Source organism: Allobosea sp. LjRoot9 (genome assembly GCF_964252745.1).
GTDB lineage: Bacteria > Pseudomonadota > Alphaproteobacteria > Rhizobiales > Beijerinckiaceae > Allobosea.
In genome coordinates this window covers 126652-145156 of sequence record NZ_CAXUPC020000012.1, presented here as the reverse complement: position 1 = coordinate 145156, position 18505 = coordinate 126652, and the positions used below count along the sequence as shown (strand labels likewise).

The following is an 18505-nucleotide window of genomic DNA, read 5'->3' as shown; positions in this document are numbered from 1 at the left end:
TCTCAGATCTATTGAACGACGAGATCTGCCTGCAGGGCGCCCGCGGTCTTGATCGCCTGGAGGATCGCGATGATGCCGGCAGGTTTCAGCCCGATCTGGTTGAGCCCCCGCATCAGCGTATGCAGGTTCGCTCCGTTGATGATGGCGAGCCGGCCCGTTCCCCCTTGCGTCGCCGTGACCGTGGTCCGGGGCACGACGACCGTCTCGCCATTGCTCAGCGGCTCGGGCTGCGACACCGTCGGCGTCTCGGTGACGCGGACAGTGAGATTGCCATGCGTCACGGCAACGGTGGAGATCTTGACGTCGCGGCCGATCACAACCGTGCCGGTGCGCTCGTCGACGACGACGCGGGCGGGCGAATCCGGCTCCAGCGTCAGGCGTTCGATCTCGGCGATGAAGCGGGTGGTCGAGAGATTGACCGGCCGCGTCAGGCTGATGGTGCGGTGGTCGAGCGCGAAGGCCACGGTCGATTTGTAACGTTCGCGGCTGAAGGCGTTGATCGCGCCGGCGACCCGCTCGGCCGTGGCGAAATCCGGATTGCGCAATTCGAGCGACAGGACATGCAGGCTGGCGAGCTGGTCGGCTACCTGGCGCTCGACCAGCGCCCCACCTGGAATCCGCGCCGCGGTGGCGACGCCCTGCGTCACCCGCTCCGCCTCGCCCTGGACCGAGAAGCCGGAGACATTAAGCCGGCCCTGCGCCAGCGCATAGGTCTGTCCATCGGCCGCGAGCAGCGAGGTCACCACGAGCGTGCCGCCGAGCAGCGAGGTCGCATCGCCCATCGAGGCGACGCTGACATCGATGCGGCTGCCGCGCCCCGCGAAGGGCGGCAAGTCGGCCGTCACGATGACCGCCGCGACATTGCGGGTGCGCAGCGTGCTGTTGCGGACATTGACGCCCAGCCGGTCGAGCATGGATTGCAGCGCCTGGCCGGTGAAGGGCGAATTGCGGACGCTGTCGCCCGTCCCCTGCAGGCCGATTACCAGGCCATAGCCCACGAGCTGGTTGTCGCGCACGCCCTGAAGCCCGGCGATGTCCTTGATGCGGACGGTCGCCCCGGCGGGAGCGGCGCCCTGAACCGCCATCATGAGCGCGCAGATGAGGGCGACAAGTCTCGACCGGAGCGCCATCACTCGCCTCCGACGCGGATGGTGCCGTTGGCCTGGACGACGCCGATGACCGTGAGACCGGTGTCGGGATTGCGCGCCTTCACCATTTCGTTGACCGAGGCCGATTGCAGCGGCTCGACGATCCCTGTGATCACCATCTCGTTCTCGCGGAAGACGACCTGCGTCGGCACGCCGCGCCGCACGATCTTCGCATCGTCCACCGCATTGATCGGGATCGGCTGGCCCGGCAGCAGGGTGCGCCGCGCCACCTTGCCGACAAGCGCCAGGCGGTTGTCGACCGATACCCGCATCGCCAGCCTGAAGGCGCGGTCGATCAGATGGGAATCGGTGATGACGTCGCCGGGATAAAGCGTGACGACAGGCACCGGCAGCATGATGTCGCCGGGCGCCGCTTGCGCGCAGCTTGCGCCCAGGCAGAACAGGGTGGCGGCCAGAAGCGATGATCGCGCCGGAACTCGGGTCATGGGCGGGCTTCCTTACCGGATGCCGGTGGAGACGGTGCCGGCCATCTGGTCGGCGGCGGTGATCACCTTGGCGTTCATCTCATAGGAGCGCTGGGCTGCGATGAGCGCCGTGATCTCCTTCACGGGATCGACATTGGACGCCTCGAGATAGCCCTGGCGCAGCTTGCCGAAGCTGGTGCTCGCCGGCGTGCCGTCGACCGGCTGGCCCGAGGCTACGGTTTCCCGATAGAGATTGCTGCCCAGCGGTTCCAGGCCAGCGTCGTTGGCGAAGTTGACCAGCGTGATCTGGCCGAGCTGTCGCGGCTGGACCTCGGTCGGGATCTTGGCCAGCACCAGCCCGGATTCGTTGACCGTGATGTCGGTCGCATCGGCCGGGACGCGGATGACGGGGTCGAGCAGATAGCCATCGGCGGTGACGATGTCGCCATCGGCATTGGTGTTGAAGGTTCCGGCGCGGGCGTAGAGCGTCTCGCCCTCCGGCGCCGTGACCTTGAACCAGCCGCGGCCGTCGATGGCGAGGTCGAGCTTGTTGCCGGTCTGGGTCAGCGCGCCCTGGATGTGCAGGTTGCGGATCGCCGCGGCGCGCACGCCCAGACCGAGCGAGGCGCCTTCCGGGATCGAGCCGTCGCCGCCGCGATTGGGCACGCCGCGAGAGCGCTCGGTCTGGTAGAGCAGATCGGTGAATTCCGGCCGCGCACGCTTGAACGAGGTCGTGTTGATATTGGCGAGGTTGTTGGCGATGACCTCGACATTCAACTGTTGAGCGCTCATTCCGGTCGCGGCGATGGCGAGGACTTTCATGAGATTTGGACTTTCATGGAATTGGCTCCTCAGATCGCCATGTGGATGAATTCTTGGTAGGCGGAGACGACCTTGTCACGCATGGCCATCGCCAGTTGCAGCGACTGCTCCGCCGACATCACCGCCTGGACCACGTCCTGGACGGCAGCCTTGCCCTGGACGCCGGCGACGGCCGCGGCCTCGCCCTGCGCCAGATTGTCGACGAAGCCCTGGGAGACGCTCGCGAAGACCGAGCCGAAATCGGCGCCCGGAGCCTGGGTCGCGGCCTCGGCGGTAAAGCCCGGCCGGACGGCCGAAGCACTGAGGCTCTGCAGCCCCTGCCCGATTTGGCCCGCGACCGGGGCAAGCGCGGAAATTGCGTTCAGCATCAGCCGTTCCTCAGCAGGTCGATCGTCATGGATTGCATCGAGCGCACCTGCTTGATCATCTGCAGGTTGGCCTCGTAGGAGCGATTGGCCTCGCGCATGTCGGCCATTTCGAGCAGCATCGAGACGTTGGGCAGCTTGACGTAGCCCTTCGCGTCGGCTGCCGGATGGCTCGGCTCGAACTCGACACGGAAGGCCGATTTGTCGACGCCGACGCCCTTGATCTTGACCAATGCCGCGCCGAGCGCGCGGTCCATGGTATTCTCGAAGGTCACGGTCTTGCGCCGGTAAGGATCGGCGCCGGCGGTCTTGCCGGTCGACTGTGCATTGGCCAGATTTTCGGAGACGACGCGTACACGCGTCGACTGGGCCTGGAGGCCGGCACCGGCGATGCGAAGCGATGCGTCAATAGGGTCGATCATGGTCTAACCTTGCCTTTTCAAGCTTAAATCCAACCGGTTCAGCTCTTGACTGCGGTCATCATCATGCGGTGGAAGCTTTTCACGAGATTCGTCATCAGCGCGTAGTTGCGGCCGATGTCGCCGGCCTTGAGCATTTCCTGCTCGAGGCTGACCGAATTGCCGGAATGGACAACCGACCAGCTCTCGCCCTTGCGCTGCTTGGCCGTCATCGTCTCGGCCGGCGTCGTGGTGATGTGGTTTGGCGATGTCGCCGCCACAGTGAGCGTGGTTTTCCTGACGATGGCGTCGAAAGGCTCGATATCGACCGCTCCGTAGCGCGGCGTATTGGCGTTCGCGACGTTCTGCGCCACGGCGTTCTGTCGAACGGCAAGCCAATTCGCTTTCTTGGCGGCAATATCGAAGAGGTAAATCGGCTCCACCTGGGGCGCTCCCGAAATCGTTGCAATGCAACAATACGAAGCGTTACTTGTGCGAAGCTGTTGTTGTGGATTTTAGGGAAAACATCGGCTCAAATTGAGCTTAGGGCGACACCGAGCCAAAGCGTTTTGGCTTCATCGCGGGACGCCGGCCTCAAGGTCGGCGCCCGAAAGGTCAGAGTATCGTATAACCGAGGTAACGCTTGGAATCGATCGGATCGTGGCCAAGTCTAGCACGAAGTTTCTTCCGCAGCTTGCTCACATGGCTTTCGACGACGGCCTCGTCCACTTCCGCGTCGAACAGGCCATAGACCGCGTTGAAGACTTGCGACTTGGTGACCCAGCGTCCGCGATTGCGCATCATGAACTCGAGGATGCGGCGCTCACGCCGCGGCAACATCATGATCTTGCCGCCGACATCGGGATCACGGCCATCGAAATACACCGTGATATCGCCCCGGTTGATCTCATCGTCGGTGGAGCGCCGCTTGTCGGTCCGGCGCCGCATTGCATGGACCCGCGCCAGGATCTCGCGGACATGAACCGGCTTGCGGACCACATCGTCGACGCCGGCGGCGAAGAGCTCGAGGGTCTTCTCGAGTGAGGTCGCCTCGTTCATGGCGATAACCGGAGCCTGCGAGCGACGACGGATCATCATGGGGAAGCTTGCGCGACCTTCACAATCACCAAGAAGGAAGGCCTCGACATTCTTGATATGGTCGGCAGGCGTATCCTCGACCCACTCCTGGAAACGGGATGGCGAGAAACCGATTGATGGCACGCCCTCGCCGGTGAAAAGGGATTGATATCCCTCCGTCACCAAAATTCGATCATCAACAACAATATACATAGACACCCCCCAGCGTCAGGTTCGGCCGGCCTCACAGGAAGCAGGAACAATAGCAGATTGTGTGTCGGATTGTTGCCCGTCAATATAATATTGCTGCAACGCAAAACAACAACAACGCTGCGAAAACCCGGAATGAATATCCAGATACGTATTTATTTGGTTGAATAAACCAATCATTAAGCATGCGAGATTCTCGCATCGTCGCGGCCGGCAAACCGACTATGGGCGAGCCCCCGACACGAGGTCTCAGGGCCGCACAAAAGCGGCCCTATTATATAATGAGTGGAATCCAGTATAATTTCTGCCTGCGCGATAAGAAATTTATTAAAGATTTACAAGAAACAAGACGAAAGCTCCACACAAGCAAATCATTGCGTAATGCCATTCGAGATTTGAGCTTGGAGAGTGGCGATGAGCATTTTCGGCATCATGCGAACCGGCGTGTCCGGCATGGCGGCGCAGGCAAGCAAGATGAGCGCGGTCGGCGACAATATCGCCAACGTCAACACCACAGGTTACAAGCGCGCCTCGACAGAATTCTCCTCGTTCATTTCTCAAGGAGGTGCGGGCGAATACAACTCCGGCGGTGTTTCGACGACCTCCCGCTACGCCATTTCCAATCAGGGCGTGATCATGGGGACGACCTCCACCACCGATCTCGCCATCAACGGGGAAGGTTTCTTCGTCGTCTCGGATGCCGGCGGCACGCCCTATCTGACCCGCGCCGGCGCCTTCGTCGAGAACGGCGACCATGACCTGGTCAATTCGGCCGGCTTTTACTTGATGGGCTACCCGATCACCAATGGCGACGTCTCCGTAGTGGCCAACAGCCTGGACGGGCTGCAGCGCGTCAACCTGGCCAACGTCGCCTATGAGGCGAACGCCACCACGAGCGGAACGCTCAAGGGCGTTCTTAACTCTAACGCGACGGTCGTCGCGGCGGGCAGCCTGCCTTCGGACAACGTGGCCGGAAGTACTTATTCGAGCAAGGCGTCGATCGTTACTTACGACACCTTGGGCAACAAGGTTTATCTCGACGTCTACATGACGAAGACTAGCACGGGCCCCGATACATGGCAGGCCGCAATCTTCGCGAAGGCCGACGCCAACGCCGCCACCGGAGGCTTCCCCTATGGTGCGGCCGGGTCGGCTCCCCTGGCGACGGCGGCGCTGGCCTTCGACGCTGCGGGCCAGTTGACGACCGCGCCGGCCACGGTCGGTGTCGCCATTCCCGGCGGCAGCACGATGACGCTCGATTTCAGCGCGACCTCCCAGGTCGCGATGGACACGAACATGGAGCTCGCCGTCAACGGAAACGCGCCAAGCGCCGTGGACAGCGTCGACATCGCCGCGGACGGAACGGTCTACGCCGTGTTCGAGAACGGCAACCGGATCGCCACCTACAAGATCCCGCTGGCCACGGTGCCCAGCGTCGACCAGCTCACCCCGCTATCGGGCAACGTCTATTCGGTCAGCCAGCTCTCCGGCGACGTCATCGTCGGCTTCCCGGGAAGCGGCGGTCTCGGCTCCATCAACTCCAAGGCGCTCGAACAGTCGAATGTCGACCTGGCGACCGAGCTGACGGCGATGATCGAGTCGCAGCGCAGCTACACCGCCAATTCCAAGGTCTTCCAGACCGGCTCCGAACTGCTCGACGTCCTGGTCAACCTGAAGCGCTGAGCCGCAGCCAGGAAATACGCGACGAAGAATAACGGAAAGCAACCCAATGAGCCTGTCATCCGCCCTGAACGTGGCCCAGTCGTCGCTCTCCGTGACCGGACTGCAGACCGCCGTCATCTCACGCAATGTCGCGGGTGCCGACAGCGACTACTACAACCGCAAGAGCGGCCTCGTGGTCACGACCTATGGCGGCGCGGTCAAGGTCGCCTCGATCGGGCGGACGATGAACACCGTGCTGTTCACCAACAAGCTCAGCGCGACCTCCACGACCTCCGCCCAGCAGGCGATCGTCGACGGGCTCGACCAGCTCGAAGCGACGGTGAACGATCCTGAGCTCGACCAGTCGGTCGCCGCCAAACTCGGCAGCCTCACCAACGCGCTGCAGCAATACAGCATCACGCCCGATGATCCGTTGCTGGCTCAGAATGTCCTGAGCGGCGCGGACGCGCTGGCCCGTGCGCTCAACCAGGCCAGCGACACGGTCAGCGGCGTCCGGGAACAGGCGGATGCCGACATGGCCGCCGGCGTCGACCGCGTCAACGGCCTCCTCGCCGAGTTCGAGCAAGTGAACCGGGCGATCGTCAAGGGCACCCAGGCCGGCTCCGACATCACCGACCAGCTCGATTCGCGCGACCGCATCCTGTCCCAGCTCTCGGAGGAGATCGGCATCAGCGTCTCGACCCGCTCGGGCAACGACATGGTGATCTACACCGATAGCGGCGTCACCCTGTTCGAGACGACGCCGCGCAGCGTGACGATGGCGCCAAGCTATGCCCTCAGTGCCGGCGCCACCGGCAACGCGGTCTTCATCGACGGTGTCGCCGTAACCGGCGCCAACTCCGTGATGCCACTGAAATCCGGTCAGATCTACGGCTCCTCGGTCATCCGCGACGATGTCGCGGTGACCTACCAGAACCAGCTTGACGAGATCGCCCGCGGCCTCGTCGAGGCCTTCGCGGAAAGCGACCAGGGCACGCCGGCGACGCTGCCGGACCAAGCCGGCCTCTTCACCTGGCCCGGCGGCCCGGCTGTTCCGGCGATGGGCACCGTCTCGCCGGGCCTGGCGGCTTCGATCCGCATCAACCCGAATGCCGATCCCACCCAGGGCGGCGATCTCGATCGTCTCCGGGACGGCGGCATCTCCGACCCGTCGAACCCGAATTACGTCTACAATTCCAGCGGCGCGGCCAGCTATTCGGACCGGATCCAGGGCCTGCTGACCGCTCTGGCTGCCGATCGCTCCTTCGATCCGGCGGCCAAGGCCGACCCCAGCACCAGCCTGACAGGCTTCGCCAGTTCCTCCGTCGGCTGGCTGGAGGCGCAGCGCCAGTCCAGCACCACCACGCTGGGCTACCAAAAGGCCTTGCTGGAGCGCACCTCCGAGGCCCTGTCGAACGCCACCGGCGTCAATATCGACGAGGAGATGACGCTGATGATGGAGCTGGAGCGCTCCTACAGCGCCTCTTCGACCCTGATCACCACGATCGACAAGATGCTGAATTCGCTGCTCGAGGCTGTGAGGTGACGTCATGAAGACAAGTTCTGTTTCCTCCTCCTCATTGTCGACCATGCTGCGCAGCACGATCCTGAAGGCGCAGGAGAAACTGGTCGGCGCCAACAAGGAGATGACGACGGGCCGCTATGCCGATATCGGCCTCAGCCTCGGCGCCCGCACCGGCGTGACGGTCAATCTGCGCAACCAGCACGACCGCACCTCCGGGATCATCGACACCAACGGGCTCGTCTCGCAACGGCTCCAGGTCACCCAGCAGGCGCTCGGCGGCATGCTCGACACGGCCCAGAATTTCCTCAAGACCCTGCTCAGCGTCCGCAACGGCGAGAGCGGCGTCGACGTCCTCGTCTCCGAGGCCACGAACAATCTTCAGGCCACCATCGGCGCGGCCAACAGCTCGATGGGCGGGCAATACATCTTTGCCGGCATCAACACACAGCAGCAGCCGCTGACGGATTATTTCTCGGGCGCCACAGCCCCCAACAAGGCGGCGGCCGATGCGGCCTTCACCAGCTATTTCGGCTTCACCCAGGACGATCCGGCTGCCGCCAACATCACGGCCGCCGACATGACGACCTTCCTGCAGACCGACTTCTCCGATGAATTCGCCGATCCCGCCTGGGGAGCGAACTGGTCGACCGCACTCGACAAGAACATCCAGAGCCGGATTTCTCCGAACGAGGTCGTCGAGGTCTCGGCCAACGCCAATTCGCAACAGATGCGCGATCTGGCGAAGGTCTACGCCATGGTCGCCGATACCGGCACCAAGGGCTTGAACCAGAACGCCTACCAGGCCCTGGTCGACGAGGCGATCAAGGTCGTCAACGGCGCCATCCAGGGTCTCATCGCCAATCAGGCGCAATTGGGTTCGGCAGAGGCCAGGGTCACCACCGCGAGCGAGAGGCTCACGACCCAGCGTGACATCCTGGCCCAGCAGATCCTCTCCAATGAGGGCGTCGACCCCTATGAGGCGAAGGTGCGCGTCGACCAGCTCACCACCCAGGTGGAGACGGCCTACGCGCTGACCGTGAAGCTGCAGAGTCTCAGCATCCTCAACTACATGCGCTGAGCACCCCGCTCCGCTCACCCCCCGATCAAGCTGGAGGACACCCATGTATCACAGCTCGTACATCGCCGCGGCCGAAGACGATTGCACCGTCGCGCGAGCAACCGAATGGCGAGCGCTGGACCAGGCGGTCAAGCTGCTCGAAACGGCCCGACCGACCGGATCGGCCTCACGCGAGACGATCGAGGCGATCGCCTTCGTCGGACGCCTCTGGACGCTGCTGATCGAGGATCTCGCGAACTCCGACAACGCGCTCCCCGAGGCGCTGCGCGCCTCGCTCATCTCGATCGGCCTGTTCGCGCTCAGGCAGGGCGAATTGCTGCGCCTCGGCCAGTCCGAGGACTTCGACTCCATCATCGACGTCAACCGGATGATCAGGGACGGCCTGGCGTGAGACAGGAGGTGAGGAAGACAATGAACCTGTCCCTGCGCGCCAACGAGAAGATCTACATCAACGGAGCGATCCTTAAATTCGATCGCAAGGTGAGCCTCGAGCTGCTCAACGACGCGACCTTCCTGCTCGAGAGCCATGTCATCCAGGCCGACGAAACCACGACGCCGCTTCGGCAGCTCTACTTCACCATCCAGGCGATGCTGATCGAGCCCAAGAACAGCGGCCTCATCAAGCTGATGTTCGAGCGCATGCTGATGACCACGGCGCAGATGTTCGAGGATGCGACCGTGCTCGCCGGCCTCCAGCACATCGACCTCCTCGTGACGGAAGACCGCTTCTTCGAGGCGCTCAAGCATTTGCGCGGCCTCTACCCCACCGAGGCCGCCATCCTCGCAAGCTCCGGACAGGCTCCGGCGTCTAAGCTCGATGCAGTGGTCCCGACCAAGGCGATCGCAGCTCCGATACTCACTTCACAGGTTGCTTAGGAGGCGATCATGGACGTGGCCAGCACAACCAGCGCGCAGAGCTCGACTACGAGCACCAGCACGACCAAATCGACCACCTCAAGCGGCATGGCGGATTACAACACCTTCCTGAAGCTGCTGATCGCCCAGGCGAAGAACCAGGATCCGACCAATCCGACGGATCCGGCCCAATATGTCCAGCAATTCGCCGCGCTGTCGCAGGTCGAGCAGTCGGTCTCGACCAATTCGAAGCTCGACCAGATCATCGCGAGCCTCGACAGCCTGAAGACGACGACGACCGCGACCTGAGGAGCACGCCATGAACGAGGCCGATGCGCTCGACCTGATGCGCGACGCCGTCTGGGCGATCATCCTCGGCGCCGGGCCGGCTGTGGGCGCCGCGATGGCGATCGGGGTCACGATCGCGCTGATGCAGGCCCTGACGCAGGTGCAGGAGGCCACGCTGACCTTCGTACCCAAGATCGTCGTCATCCTCGTGGTGATGGCGACCACCGGATCCTTCACCGGCGCACAGATCTTCGCCTTCACCGAGCGCGTCTACGGGCGCATCGAGCGCGGATTCTAGAGCATCGCGCTCGCCCCCCTTCCGGCGGCAGGAAAAACCCAGCATGACGATCCAGGACGTCTCATCGGGCAAGGCTGTGCCGAACAGCGGGCGCGATGTCGGCTTCGCCGTCGGCATCATCGGCATCCTGTCGATCCTGTTCCTGCCGATCCCGGCCTTCGCCATCGACCTCGGGCTCGCCTTCTCGATCTCCCTGTCGGTCCTGATCCTGATGGTCTCGCTCTGGATCCAGAAGCCGCTCGAATTCTCCTCGTTCCCGACGATCCTGCTGGTCGCGACGATGTTGCGGCTCTCCCTCAACATCGCCACGACGCGCGTCATCCTCTCGCATGGCAATGAAGGCTCGAACGCCGCGGGCTACATCATCGACGGCTTCTCGCGCTTCGTCATCGCCGGCGATTTCGTCATCGGGCTGATCGTCTTCATCATCCTGGTCACCGTCAATTTCATCGTGATCACCAAGGGCGCGACCCGCATCGCCGAAGTCGGTGCCCGCTTCACGCTCGACGCCATCCCCGGCAAGCAGATGGCGATCGACGCCGATCTCTCGGCCGGCTTGATCGATGCGCCCGAGGCCCAGAAGCGCCGGCGCGAGCTGGAGGAGGAAAGCTCCTTCTTCGGCTCGATGGACGGCGCCTCGAAATTCGTCCGCGGCGATGCGATCGCGGGCCTGATCATCACCGCCGTCAACATCCTGGGCGGCATCATCATCGGCGTGACGCGCCATGGCATGTCGCTGTCGGAATCCTCCGACGTCTTCGTCAAGCTGGCCGTCGGCGACGGTCTCGTCACGCAGATCCCGGCCCTGATCGTTTCGCTCGCGGCCGGCCTGCTCGTCTCCAAGGGCGGCATGCGCGGAACGGCCGAGCAAGCGATCCTCGGCCAGCTCGGGCATTATCCGCGCGCGCTCTTCGTCGCCGCCTTCCTGATGCTGATCCTGGCGCTCGTGCCGGGATTGCCGCTGCTGCCCTTCGCCCTGCTCGGCGGGTTGATGGCCTTCGTCGGCTACACCATTCCCAAGCGCCTGGCCGAGCGCGAGGCGGCCGCCGAGGAAATCCGCGCCATGGAGGCCGAGCAGGCCGTCCATGACAGCAAGGACACGATCAAGGACTCGCTGGCGATCTGCGAGATCGAATTGAGCCTGGGCAAGCAGCTGTCGGCCGAGATGCTGAACGCCCATAGCGAGCTCGCCCATCGCGTCGCCAAGATGCGCAAGAAATTCGCGGCGCAATACGGTTTCGTCGTGCCGGAGATCAAGCTCTCCGACAGCCTGCGCCTGTCACCCAAGGCCTATGAGTTCCGCATCCACGGCACGGTCGTCGCCTCCGGCGAGATGCGCCCGGGCAGCATGCTCGTCGTCGTCGGCGATGGCCGCCTGCCGGACCTGCCGGGCGAGGAGGTTCGTGAGCCGGCTTTCGGCGTCAAGGCGATGTGGGTCTCCGAGAGCTACGCCAATGAGGTGAAGCGCGAGGGCATGCACCCGGTCGACCGCCTCTCGGTGCTGCTCACCCATCTCAGCGAGACGATCCGCAAGAATCTCGGCCAGCTCCTGTCCTACAAGGACATGCGTGGCCTGCTCGACCGGCTCGGCCCCGAATACAAGAAGCTGCTCGACGAGATCTGCCCGGCGCATATGTCGCTGTCGAGCCTGCAGGCCGTGCTGCGCCTGCTGCTGTCGGAACGGGTTTCGATCCGCAACCTGCATCTCATCCTGGAGGTGATCGCCGAGATCGCGCCGCATGTGCGCCGGGCCGAGCCGATCGCGGAACATGTGCGCATGCGCATGGCCCAGCAGATCTGCGGCGATCTCGCCGAGGGCGGCGTGCTCAACATGCTGCGCCTCGGCAATCGCTGGGACCTCGCCTTCCATGAGAGCCTCCGGCGCGACGCCAAAGGCGACGTCATCGAATTCGACATCGATCCGCGCCTCATCGAGGAGTTCGCCGCCGAGGCGACGACCGCGATCCGCAGCCGGATGGACCAGGCGCAGAACTTCGTCCTGGTCACCAGCCCCGATGCGCGCCCTTACGTCCGCATGATCGTCGAGCGCATCTTCCCGGCGCTGCCCGTCCTCTCCCATGTCGAGATCGCGCGCGGGCTCGAGGTCAACCTGCTGGGCACGATCTCGTGACGCTGGTCACGCCCGAGATCCTGCTGCACGCCTTCCTGATCTTCTGCCGCATCGGCGCATGCCTGATGCTGATGCCGGGTTTCTCCAGCCCGCGCGTGCCGGTGCGGCTGCGCCTGCTCATGGCCGGCGGCATCACCCTGGCCTTGGCGCCCTTCGCCTTGCCAGCCTTCGCGGCTGTCGGCGCCGATCCCGGCCCGGCGACGCTGCTGCGGCTCATCGTCTCCGAGACGATGACCGGCGCGCTGATCGGGCTGATGGCCCGCTTCTTCTTCCTCGCCCTGCAGACGATCGCGACCGCGATGGCGACCGCCACGGGGCTTGGACAATTGCCGGGCTTGCCGATCGACGAGGCGGAAGCGTCAGCGCCTTTCGTCACGCTGATCACGATGACCGCGGCGACGCTGATGTTCGTGACGAACCAGCACGCCGAGGTCATCCGGGCGCTGGCCGGCTCTTATGCGCGCATCGCGCCAGGCACCGCATTCGATGCACAGGCCGGCCTGATCCAGCTCGCCGACCGCGCCTCGGACAGCTTCTTCCTGGCTTTGAGGATCGGCAGCCCCTTCATGATCTACGGGGTGGTGGTCAACCTCGCCATCGGGCTGATGAACAAGCTCACCCCGCAGATCCCGGTCTATTTCATCTCGCTGCCCTTCGTCATCGCAGGCGGCCTGTTCCTGCTCTATTTCACGGGCCCCGAGGCGTTGCGGCTGTTCATCACGGCCTTCTCCTCCTGGCTCGCGCATGGCTGAACCGGGATGCCGCGCAAGCGCCTGAAATCGATCGAGCGGATCCTGGCGATCCAGTCGCGGATCCGTAGCCTCGCCGAATGGCGCCAGAAGGCGATCGAGCGGAAAGCCACCGAGACCAAGGATGAGGCGCGCGCGCTCGTCGCCTCGCTCAATGGCGACGGCCTCGTCGACGGGCTGTTCGCGGATATGACGGCCAAGCGCCTGCACCGGGTCTCGCTGTCGCTCTGGGAGCTGGAGGCCGCCGCCGCCGAGCAGGCGAAGCGCGTCGTTGTGGAAACCGGGCGCGAGAAACAAACCGCGCGCCTCGCCGATCATGTCCGGCGGATCAAGCTTCGTGCCGACCAGGACGATGTATTGGTCGAGATCATCGACAGCATCGAGGGCAAGCGGGCGGCAAGCCTCGAATAAGCCTGATGGTGCAATCTCCCGACGTGATCGTTCAATGACCTTGGAAAGGCGACCATGGCGATTTCTCCTCCATCCGACATCGTTCTCGACGTCGCCCTCGCCGCCGATCCGCAGCGTCAGCGCGCAGCCTTCGACCGGCTTGCCCGCATGGCCGTGCCCGGCGCTGCCACCACGCAGTTCGCCTCGGCGATCGAAGGCGCCGGCGCTGCCCTGCAGGCTCCGGGGCTGGCCAGCGCGCGCGACAAATTCGCCAGCCTGACGCTCACCAAACCATCATTTGCCAAACCATCATTTGCCAAGCCGTCTGCCGCAGCAGCAGGCGACCAGAGCGCCACCGCCAAGACGCTGCGCCAGTTCGAGGCGCAAGTGATCTCGACCTTCATCGAGCAGATGATGCCGGAAGCCACGACCAACACCTTCGGCAGCGGGCTCTCGGGCGGCGTCTGGCGCTCGATGCTGTCCGAGCAGATCGCCGGCGAGATCGCCAAGACGGGCGGCCTCGGCATCCGCAGCAAGGTCATGGCCGCGCTCGCGGCACGGTCCGGCAACACCGCGGGCGCGGAGCCCGGCACGGTGGTCGCAACGACCCAGAAGGCCTTGGCCCCGACGGCCAGCGCCGGCGCGAGTTCGCGCGACCTCGCCATTCCGCTCGCGGTCGAACGCAAGCTCCTGAACATCACCCGGCCCAGCGCGATCGGCGTGGGCCGAACCTCCACAACCCGACAGGTGTGACGCATCATGAGCGAACAGCAAGACGACATCGCGATCCTCGAACCGTACCCGCTGGCTCAGGACACGCCGGACGCCTGGGGCTCGGCCGGAGCCATCGCGCTCAGGAGCACGAGCCCGGCGGCACCGGAAATGCCCTCCGAGGCCGGGCGCGCCATGTGGACCGTGCTGGAGCATCTCGAACAGGTGCTCGACCATGAGACCTCCGAATTGATGGCGCTCAGGAACGCCGACCTCAACCGCCTCAACGAGACCAAGAGCCGCTTGCTCCTCGACGCCAGCCGGGCCGTGCGGGCGATCAGCAACGAAACCATCGACGGCCCGCTCCTGGCGCGATTGTCGACGCTGCGATTGAAGCTCGAGCACAACCGTCTCGCCATCGCCATGCATCTCGATGCAGTGCGCGAGATCGCCGCCGCGATGGCCACCACTTTGATGGATGCGGATTCGGACGGCACCTATTCCGCCACGGTCACCTCACAGCTCGCCGCGCCGATGCCCGCCAAAGCGACCGCGATATGACGACAGCACGCCTCTTCCTGCTCGGCGCCTGGGTTTGCGGGGTGACCCTGATCTCGGGCCATCTCGCTCTGACCTGGCGGGCCGAACGGCCGCCCGCCACCGAGACGCCCTTCTTCGAAGGGCTGGAATATGAGGAAACCAGCCTGCTCCATGTGCCGATCCTGGCCGGCGGCGAGGTCAAGGGCTATGTCGCGGCCCAGTTCGTCTTCACGGCCGACGCCCACACCTTGCGGCAGATGACGGTGAAGCCCCATCCCTTCGTCCGGGACGAGGCGCTGCGCGCGATCTACTCCAATACCCAGATCGATTTCTCGCGGCTGGAGCGGGTCGATATCGACGCGCTGCTGAAAAGCGTGAAGACCAACGTCAACGCCCGCCTCGGCGGCGAGTTGATCAAGGACGTGCTCGTCAAGGAATTCAACTATGTGCGCAGGGAGCAGCTGCGCAGCTGAAATTTCGGCCAGAACGCGTTCGTCACTGCGAAGCGTAGCGAAGCAATCCAGGAGCCGGCGCAGGAGCCCTCCTGGATTGCTTCGCTGCGCTCGCAATGACGTATCCTGAACGGCCTGGAGCGCGCCCTCACCCCTGCTGCAGCGCGCTCGCCAGATCCTGGAACACGTCGGCGCTCAGCGGCGCGCCCATGTCCTGGTGCAGCGCGGTGTAGATGCGCGGCACGAGCGCGATCGCCGTGTCGAGCTCGGCGTCGGCGCCGGCCTGGTAGCCGCCCATCAGGCGCAGATCCCGCGTATCCTCGAAGCGCGCGACGAGGCCCTTCATCCGGGTGGCGAGGACGCGCTGCTCCGGTGTCCAGACATGGTGCGCCAGGCGCGAAACCGAGGACAGCACGTTCACCGCCGGATAACGGCCCTGATCGGCGATGGAGCGGTCGAGCACGAGATGCCCGTCCAACGTGCCGCGGATGCTGTCGGCGACGGGGTCGTTATGGTCGTCGCCGTCGATCAGCACCGAGAAGATCCCGGTGATGGCGCCCGCCCCTTCGATGCCCGGGCCGGCCCGTTCGAGCAGCTTGGGCAGGGCACTGAACACGCTCGGCGTATAGCCGCGCGCAACTGCGGGTTCGCCTGCCGCCAGGGCGACGTCGCGCGCGGCATGGGCGAGACGTGTCACCGAATCGATGATGAGCAGGACATCCTCGCCCTGGTCGCGGAAATATTCCGCCACCGCCATCGCCGTGTTCGGGGCGAGCCGGCGCATCATCGCGCTCTCGTCGCTGGTCGAGACGACCGCAACCGCATTGGCGCGCATCGCGCCCAAGGTGTCGTCGAGGAATTCGCGCACTTCGCGCCCGCGCTCGCCGACGAGCCCGATGACGATCGTGCCAAAGCCCGGCGCCCGCGCCAGCATCGAGAGCAAGGTCGATTTGCCGACGCCGGAGCCGGCGAAGACGCCGATGCGCTGACCCGCGCAAAGCGGCGTGAACAGGTCGATCACCTTCACGCCCGTGCGGATAGGCCGCGTGACGCGCGCGCGCTTCATCGCTTCCGGCGGCGGCCCATCGACGCGCATCGCGGTATCGCCAGGCAGCAGCGGCCCGGCCTCGTCGAGCGGCTCGCCAAAGGCGTTGATCACGCGGCCCTTCCAGCTCTGCGCCGGCCGCAGCGTCATCGCGCCGGCGACGCTGGCGCGCGCGCCGAGCCCGACGCCGACGGTGGTCGCGAACGGCTTGACCAGAACGCCGTCCCGGTCGATGCGGATGGCCTCGCCGAACTCCTCCCGCCCATTCGCGGAGAGCGCGATACGTTCGCCCAGCCGGACGAAGCGGGAGAGCCCGGCGACACGCACCGCTGCCGGCGTGACCTCTGAGACCGCGCCGCTGATCCGCACCAATTCATGCGTTTGCGGCCCACCGGCAATGGCTTGTTCGAGACGGGCGAGAGCGTTCATCGCAATCCTGTGCGGGCGGCGAAAGGGTCAGGTTCAGTCAGTCGGCCAGACGGTCAGCTGGTCTCGCCAAGCGAGCGGATGGCGCCGTCGACGGATTTCTCGCCCTTGTCGATCGCATTCGCGGCGCTCTCAAAGGCGCGCGTCACCATGATCAGTTTCGCCATCTCGCGGATGGGATTGACGTTGGAGCCTTCGACAAAGCCCTGGCGGACACCATTGACGACGAAATCAAGGATGGGCGTCGCCGCCTTGTCGGGGATCACGCCGGAATTCTCGTAGCGTTGCAGCTTCGCATTGGGGTCGATCGTGAACAGGCCGAGCGCCCCGACCTGCTGGGTGCCCTGCCAGATCATGCCGTCCTTGGCGATCACGGGCGGGCCGCCTTCCGGATCGAGCAGCATCGGCGAGCCGCCGGCATCGAGGACCGGGTAGTTCGAATGCGTCTGCAATTCGCCCTGGGCCGTGATCTTCATGCGGCCGTCGCGCGTATAGACAGTACCCGCGGGGGTTGAGATGGCGAGGAAACCGTCGCCTTCCACCGCGACGTCGAGCGGGTTCCCGGTCTTGTCGACGCCACCATGCATCCGGTTGATGAAGCTCTCGCCCTCCGAGGCGAAGTTGACGCCGTCGGGCCCCTTCTTCGACAGGAAGGTGCTGAACTTGACCTCCTCGGCGCGGTAGCCGGCAGTGTTCATGTTCGCGACGTTGCGGGCGAGCGTCTCCATCCGCTTTTCGAGGACGAGTTGGGCCGAAAGGCCGACATAGATGGCAGACTGCACGGTCAGATGCCTCCAAGGCGAAGTTTCTGCAGGCTCGCCAGCACGTCTTGGCCAATCAAGGCGGAAGAGGGTTGGCTGAAGAGCAGCATGGTCGGGTTCGAGGAAGCGCCGCTCTCCGCACCCGCCAGGCTGGTGAAGCGCTGCATGAAGCGCTTGAGCCCGTCTGGATCCTGCAGTGACTTGAGGTCGAGCTTCTTCTCGATCATCGTCGCCTGTTTGTCGATCGGCATCGCGGAGGTCTCCGCGGGGATGCCGAGCGCCGTCTGGACGACCTTCAACAGGGCGGCGTCCGCCAGGATCTGGTAGGCGGTCTTGATCGTTGGCGCCTTGCGTTCAAAATAGAGCGCGAGACGAACGTTGTCGTCGCTGGCGCCGGCATCCTGCTCGAGCTTCTGGCGCGTGTATTTCTCGACCGTGGTCTTCGTCTGGCCGCTTCTGACGGCCGCGTTATGGCGATCGACCGTCTGCTGCATCATGGCCTTGTCGCTGGTTGCCTTTGAGCCCTTATCGGCAAAATCGAAGGCATTCAGGAAGGCGCGAAACTGCTTGTCGATCGCCGGATCGTCGAAGTGAAGCGGCGAATCCTTTCCGAGATGGAGCGCCTGGGTGACGGCTTCCTTCTCCTTTGGCGTGTCGACGACCGACTCCAGACCGAACGCCTTGATCGCGTAGTCGAACATGCGCGAGGCGCTTTTGTCCGTGAAACTGGTAACCGTCTTCACCTTGCCGATATTGGTCTGGAAATAGGTCGTGTCGGCTGTCTCGGTCGAAAAATCGAACGCTGCCGCCAGTTCACGATAGCGCGGGTCCGTGAGCTTGTTGGCGAAGCTGTCGGAATCCGTGACCCCGCCTGCGAGGACTTTGCGCATGAAGGCCTTGGCATAGGCCATGTCACCCAGGCCGAAGGCCTCCACTGCATAGCGGTAGAGTCGATCGTCCTTCATGAAGTCGTCGAGCGTCTTCACCTTGCCGATGTTCTTCTCGAAATAGGCTGCATTGCTGGCGACATCAGGCTTTGCGGCTGTCCGTGCGAGCGACTGAGTCAGGTTCCGCGTCACCGCCTGATAAGCGATCATCGTCGTGGTCATCGGCGCCTCCGCAGCAACGGGGTTATTGCGATCTTCGCCG

The 18505-nt window shown here is 64.4% G+C and carries 23 protein-coding genes; 13 read left to right on the top strand and 10 right to left on the bottom strand.

What is annotated here, in order from left to right; genetic code table 11:
- Positions 1 to 8: 8 nt before the first annotated feature.
- The 7 genes from flgI to ACSQ3P_RS29150 all read right to left on the bottom strand — a co-directional run bounded on the left by flgI (position 9) and on the right by ACSQ3P_RS29150 (position 4448).
- Positions 9 to 1130, bottom strand: a complete 1122-nt coding sequence (gene flgI, locus ACSQ3P_RS29180) for a flagellar basal body P-ring protein FlgI (protein ID WP_436168931.1) — start codon at positions 1128 to 1130, stop codon at positions 9 to 11.
- Complete coding sequence (flgA, locus tag ACSQ3P_RS29175; protein ID WP_436168930.1) at positions 1130 to 1594, bottom strand: flagellar basal body P-ring formation chaperone FlgA; 465 nt, start codon at positions 1592 to 1594, stop codon at positions 1130 to 1132. The genes flgI and flgA overlap by 1 nt, the downstream gene beginning before the upstream one ends.
- 12 nt (positions 1595 to 1606) lie before the next feature.
- A complete protein-coding gene (gene flgG, locus ACSQ3P_RS29170) occupies positions 1607 to 2395 on the bottom strand; it encodes a flagellar basal-body rod protein FlgG (protein WP_069688498.1) in 789 nt (262 codons plus the stop codon).
- 29 nt (positions 2396 to 2424) lie between these two features.
- Positions 2425 to 2763 carry a flagellar hook-basal body complex protein FliE gene (locus ACSQ3P_RS29165; protein WP_436168929.1) on the bottom strand — a complete coding sequence of 113 codons (339 nt, stop codon included), beginning with the start codon at positions 2761 to 2763 and terminating at the stop codon, positions 2425 to 2427.
- Positions 2763 to 3182, bottom strand: coding sequence for a flagellar basal body rod protein FlgC (gene flgC, locus ACSQ3P_RS29160; RefSeq protein ID WP_069688500.1), 420 nt, complete (start codon positions 3180 to 3182; stop codon positions 2763 to 2765). Before flgC ends, ACSQ3P_RS29165 begins: the two co-directional genes overlap by 1 nt.
- A 38-nt stretch (positions 3183 to 3220) precedes the next feature.
- Entirely contained in the window at positions 3221 to 3601 is a 381-nt protein-coding gene (flgB, locus tag ACSQ3P_RS29155; RefSeq protein ID WP_436168928.1) for a flagellar basal body rod protein FlgB, read from the bottom strand.
- 172 nt (positions 3602 to 3773) lie between these two features.
- Positions 3774 to 4448, bottom strand: coding sequence for a response regulator transcription factor (locus tag ACSQ3P_RS29150; RefSeq protein WP_436168927.1), 675 nt, complete (start codon positions 4446 to 4448; stop codon positions 3774 to 3776).
- Between the two features lie 411 nt (positions 4449 to 4859).
- On the opposite strand from ACSQ3P_RS29150, the gene ACSQ3P_RS29145 reads away from it, so the two are divergent.
- The 13 genes from ACSQ3P_RS29145 to ACSQ3P_RS29085 are packed head-to-tail and all read left to right on the top strand — an operon-like array spanning position 4860 to position 15145.
- Positions 4860 to 6128 carry a flagellar hook protein FlgE gene (locus ACSQ3P_RS29145; RefSeq protein ID WP_436168926.1) on the top strand — a complete coding sequence of 423 codons (1269 nt, stop codon included), beginning with the start codon at positions 4860 to 4862 and terminating at the stop codon, positions 6126 to 6128.
- A 46-nt stretch (positions 6129 to 6174) separates the two neighbouring features.
- On the top strand, positions 6175 to 7653 hold the full coding sequence (flgK, locus tag ACSQ3P_RS29140; RefSeq protein WP_436168925.1) for a flagellar hook-associated protein FlgK: 1479 nt from the start codon (positions 6175 to 6177) through the stop codon (positions 7651 to 7653).
- A gap of 4 nt (positions 7654 to 7657) precedes the next feature.
- A complete protein-coding gene (locus tag ACSQ3P_RS29135) occupies positions 7658 to 8710 on the top strand; it encodes a flagellar hook-associated family protein (RefSeq protein ID WP_436168924.1) in 1053 nt (350 codons plus the stop codon).
- A gap of 43 nt (positions 8711 to 8753) precedes the next feature.
- A complete protein-coding gene (flaF, locus tag ACSQ3P_RS29130; protein ID WP_436168923.1) occupies positions 8754 to 9101 on the top strand; it encodes a flagellar biosynthesis regulator FlaF in 348 nt (115 codons plus the stop codon).
- A gap of 20 nt (positions 9102 to 9121) precedes the next feature.
- Positions 9122 to 9586, top strand: a complete 465-nt coding sequence (gene flbT, locus ACSQ3P_RS29125) for a flagellar biosynthesis repressor FlbT (protein WP_436168922.1) — start codon at positions 9122 to 9124, stop codon at positions 9584 to 9586.
- Positions 9587 to 9595: 9 nt separating this feature from the next.
- Positions 9596 to 9874, top strand: a complete 279-nt coding sequence (locus tag ACSQ3P_RS29120; RefSeq protein ID WP_436168921.1) for a flagellar hook capping FlgD N-terminal domain-containing protein — start codon at positions 9596 to 9598, stop codon at positions 9872 to 9874.
- Between the two features lie 10 nt (positions 9875 to 9884).
- On the top strand, positions 9885 to 10151 hold the full coding sequence (locus ACSQ3P_RS29115; protein WP_069688509.1) for a flagellar biosynthetic protein FliQ: 267 nt from the start codon (positions 9885 to 9887) through the stop codon (positions 10149 to 10151).
- 43 nt (positions 10152 to 10194) lie between these two features.
- Complete coding sequence (gene flhA / locus ACSQ3P_RS29110) at positions 10195 to 12282, top strand: flagellar biosynthesis protein FlhA (RefSeq protein ID WP_436168920.1); 2088 nt, start codon at positions 10195 to 10197, stop codon at positions 12280 to 12282.
- Complete coding sequence (gene fliR / locus ACSQ3P_RS29105) at positions 12279 to 13034, top strand: flagellar biosynthesis protein FliR (protein WP_436168919.1); 756 nt, start codon at positions 12279 to 12281, stop codon at positions 13032 to 13034. Before flhA ends, fliR begins: the two co-directional genes overlap by 4 nt.
- Before the next feature lie 6 nt (positions 13035 to 13040).
- Positions 13041 to 13442, top strand: a complete 402-nt coding sequence (locus ACSQ3P_RS29100; protein ID WP_436168918.1) for a hypothetical protein — start codon at positions 13041 to 13043, stop codon at positions 13440 to 13442.
- Between the two features lie 54 nt (positions 13443 to 13496).
- The gene (locus ACSQ3P_RS29095; protein WP_436168917.1) at positions 13497 to 14174 is read left to right on the top strand and encodes a rod-binding protein; all 678 of its coding nucleotides are present in this window, start codon (positions 13497 to 13499) and stop codon (positions 14172 to 14174) included.
- A gap of 6 nt (positions 14175 to 14180) precedes the next feature.
- Positions 14181 to 14693: a hypothetical protein gene (locus ACSQ3P_RS29090; protein ID WP_436168916.1), complete on the top strand. Its 513-nt coding sequence runs from the start codon at positions 14181 to 14183 to the stop codon at positions 14691 to 14693.
- Complete coding sequence (locus tag ACSQ3P_RS29085; protein ID WP_436168915.1) at positions 14690 to 15145, top strand: hypothetical protein; 456 nt, start codon at positions 14690 to 14692, stop codon at positions 15143 to 15145. Before ACSQ3P_RS29090 ends, ACSQ3P_RS29085 begins: the two co-directional genes overlap by 4 nt.
- 127 nt (positions 15146 to 15272) lie before the next feature.
- On the opposite strand, the gene fliI is transcribed toward ACSQ3P_RS29085, so the two are convergent.
- From fliI to ACSQ3P_RS29070, 3 genes are read right to left on the bottom strand one after another with little or no spacing between them, the layout of a single operon-like run.
- Complete coding sequence (gene fliI, locus ACSQ3P_RS29080; protein WP_436168914.1) at positions 15273 to 16598, bottom strand: flagellar protein export ATPase FliI; 1326 nt, start codon at positions 16596 to 16598, stop codon at positions 15273 to 15275.
- Positions 16599 to 16651: 53 nt separating this feature from the next.
- Positions 16652 to 17377 (bottom strand): flagellar basal-body rod protein FlgF, encoded by a 726-nt coding sequence (gene flgF, locus ACSQ3P_RS29075; RefSeq protein WP_436168913.1) that lies wholly within the window; start codon positions 17375 to 17377, stop codon positions 16652 to 16654.
- Between the two features lie 2 nt (positions 17378 to 17379).
- Complete coding sequence (locus tag ACSQ3P_RS29070; RefSeq protein WP_436168912.1) at positions 17380 to 18465, bottom strand: DUF1217 domain-containing protein; 1086 nt, start codon at positions 18463 to 18465, stop codon at positions 17380 to 17382.
- Between the last annotated feature and the right edge of the window lie 40 nt (positions 18466 to 18505).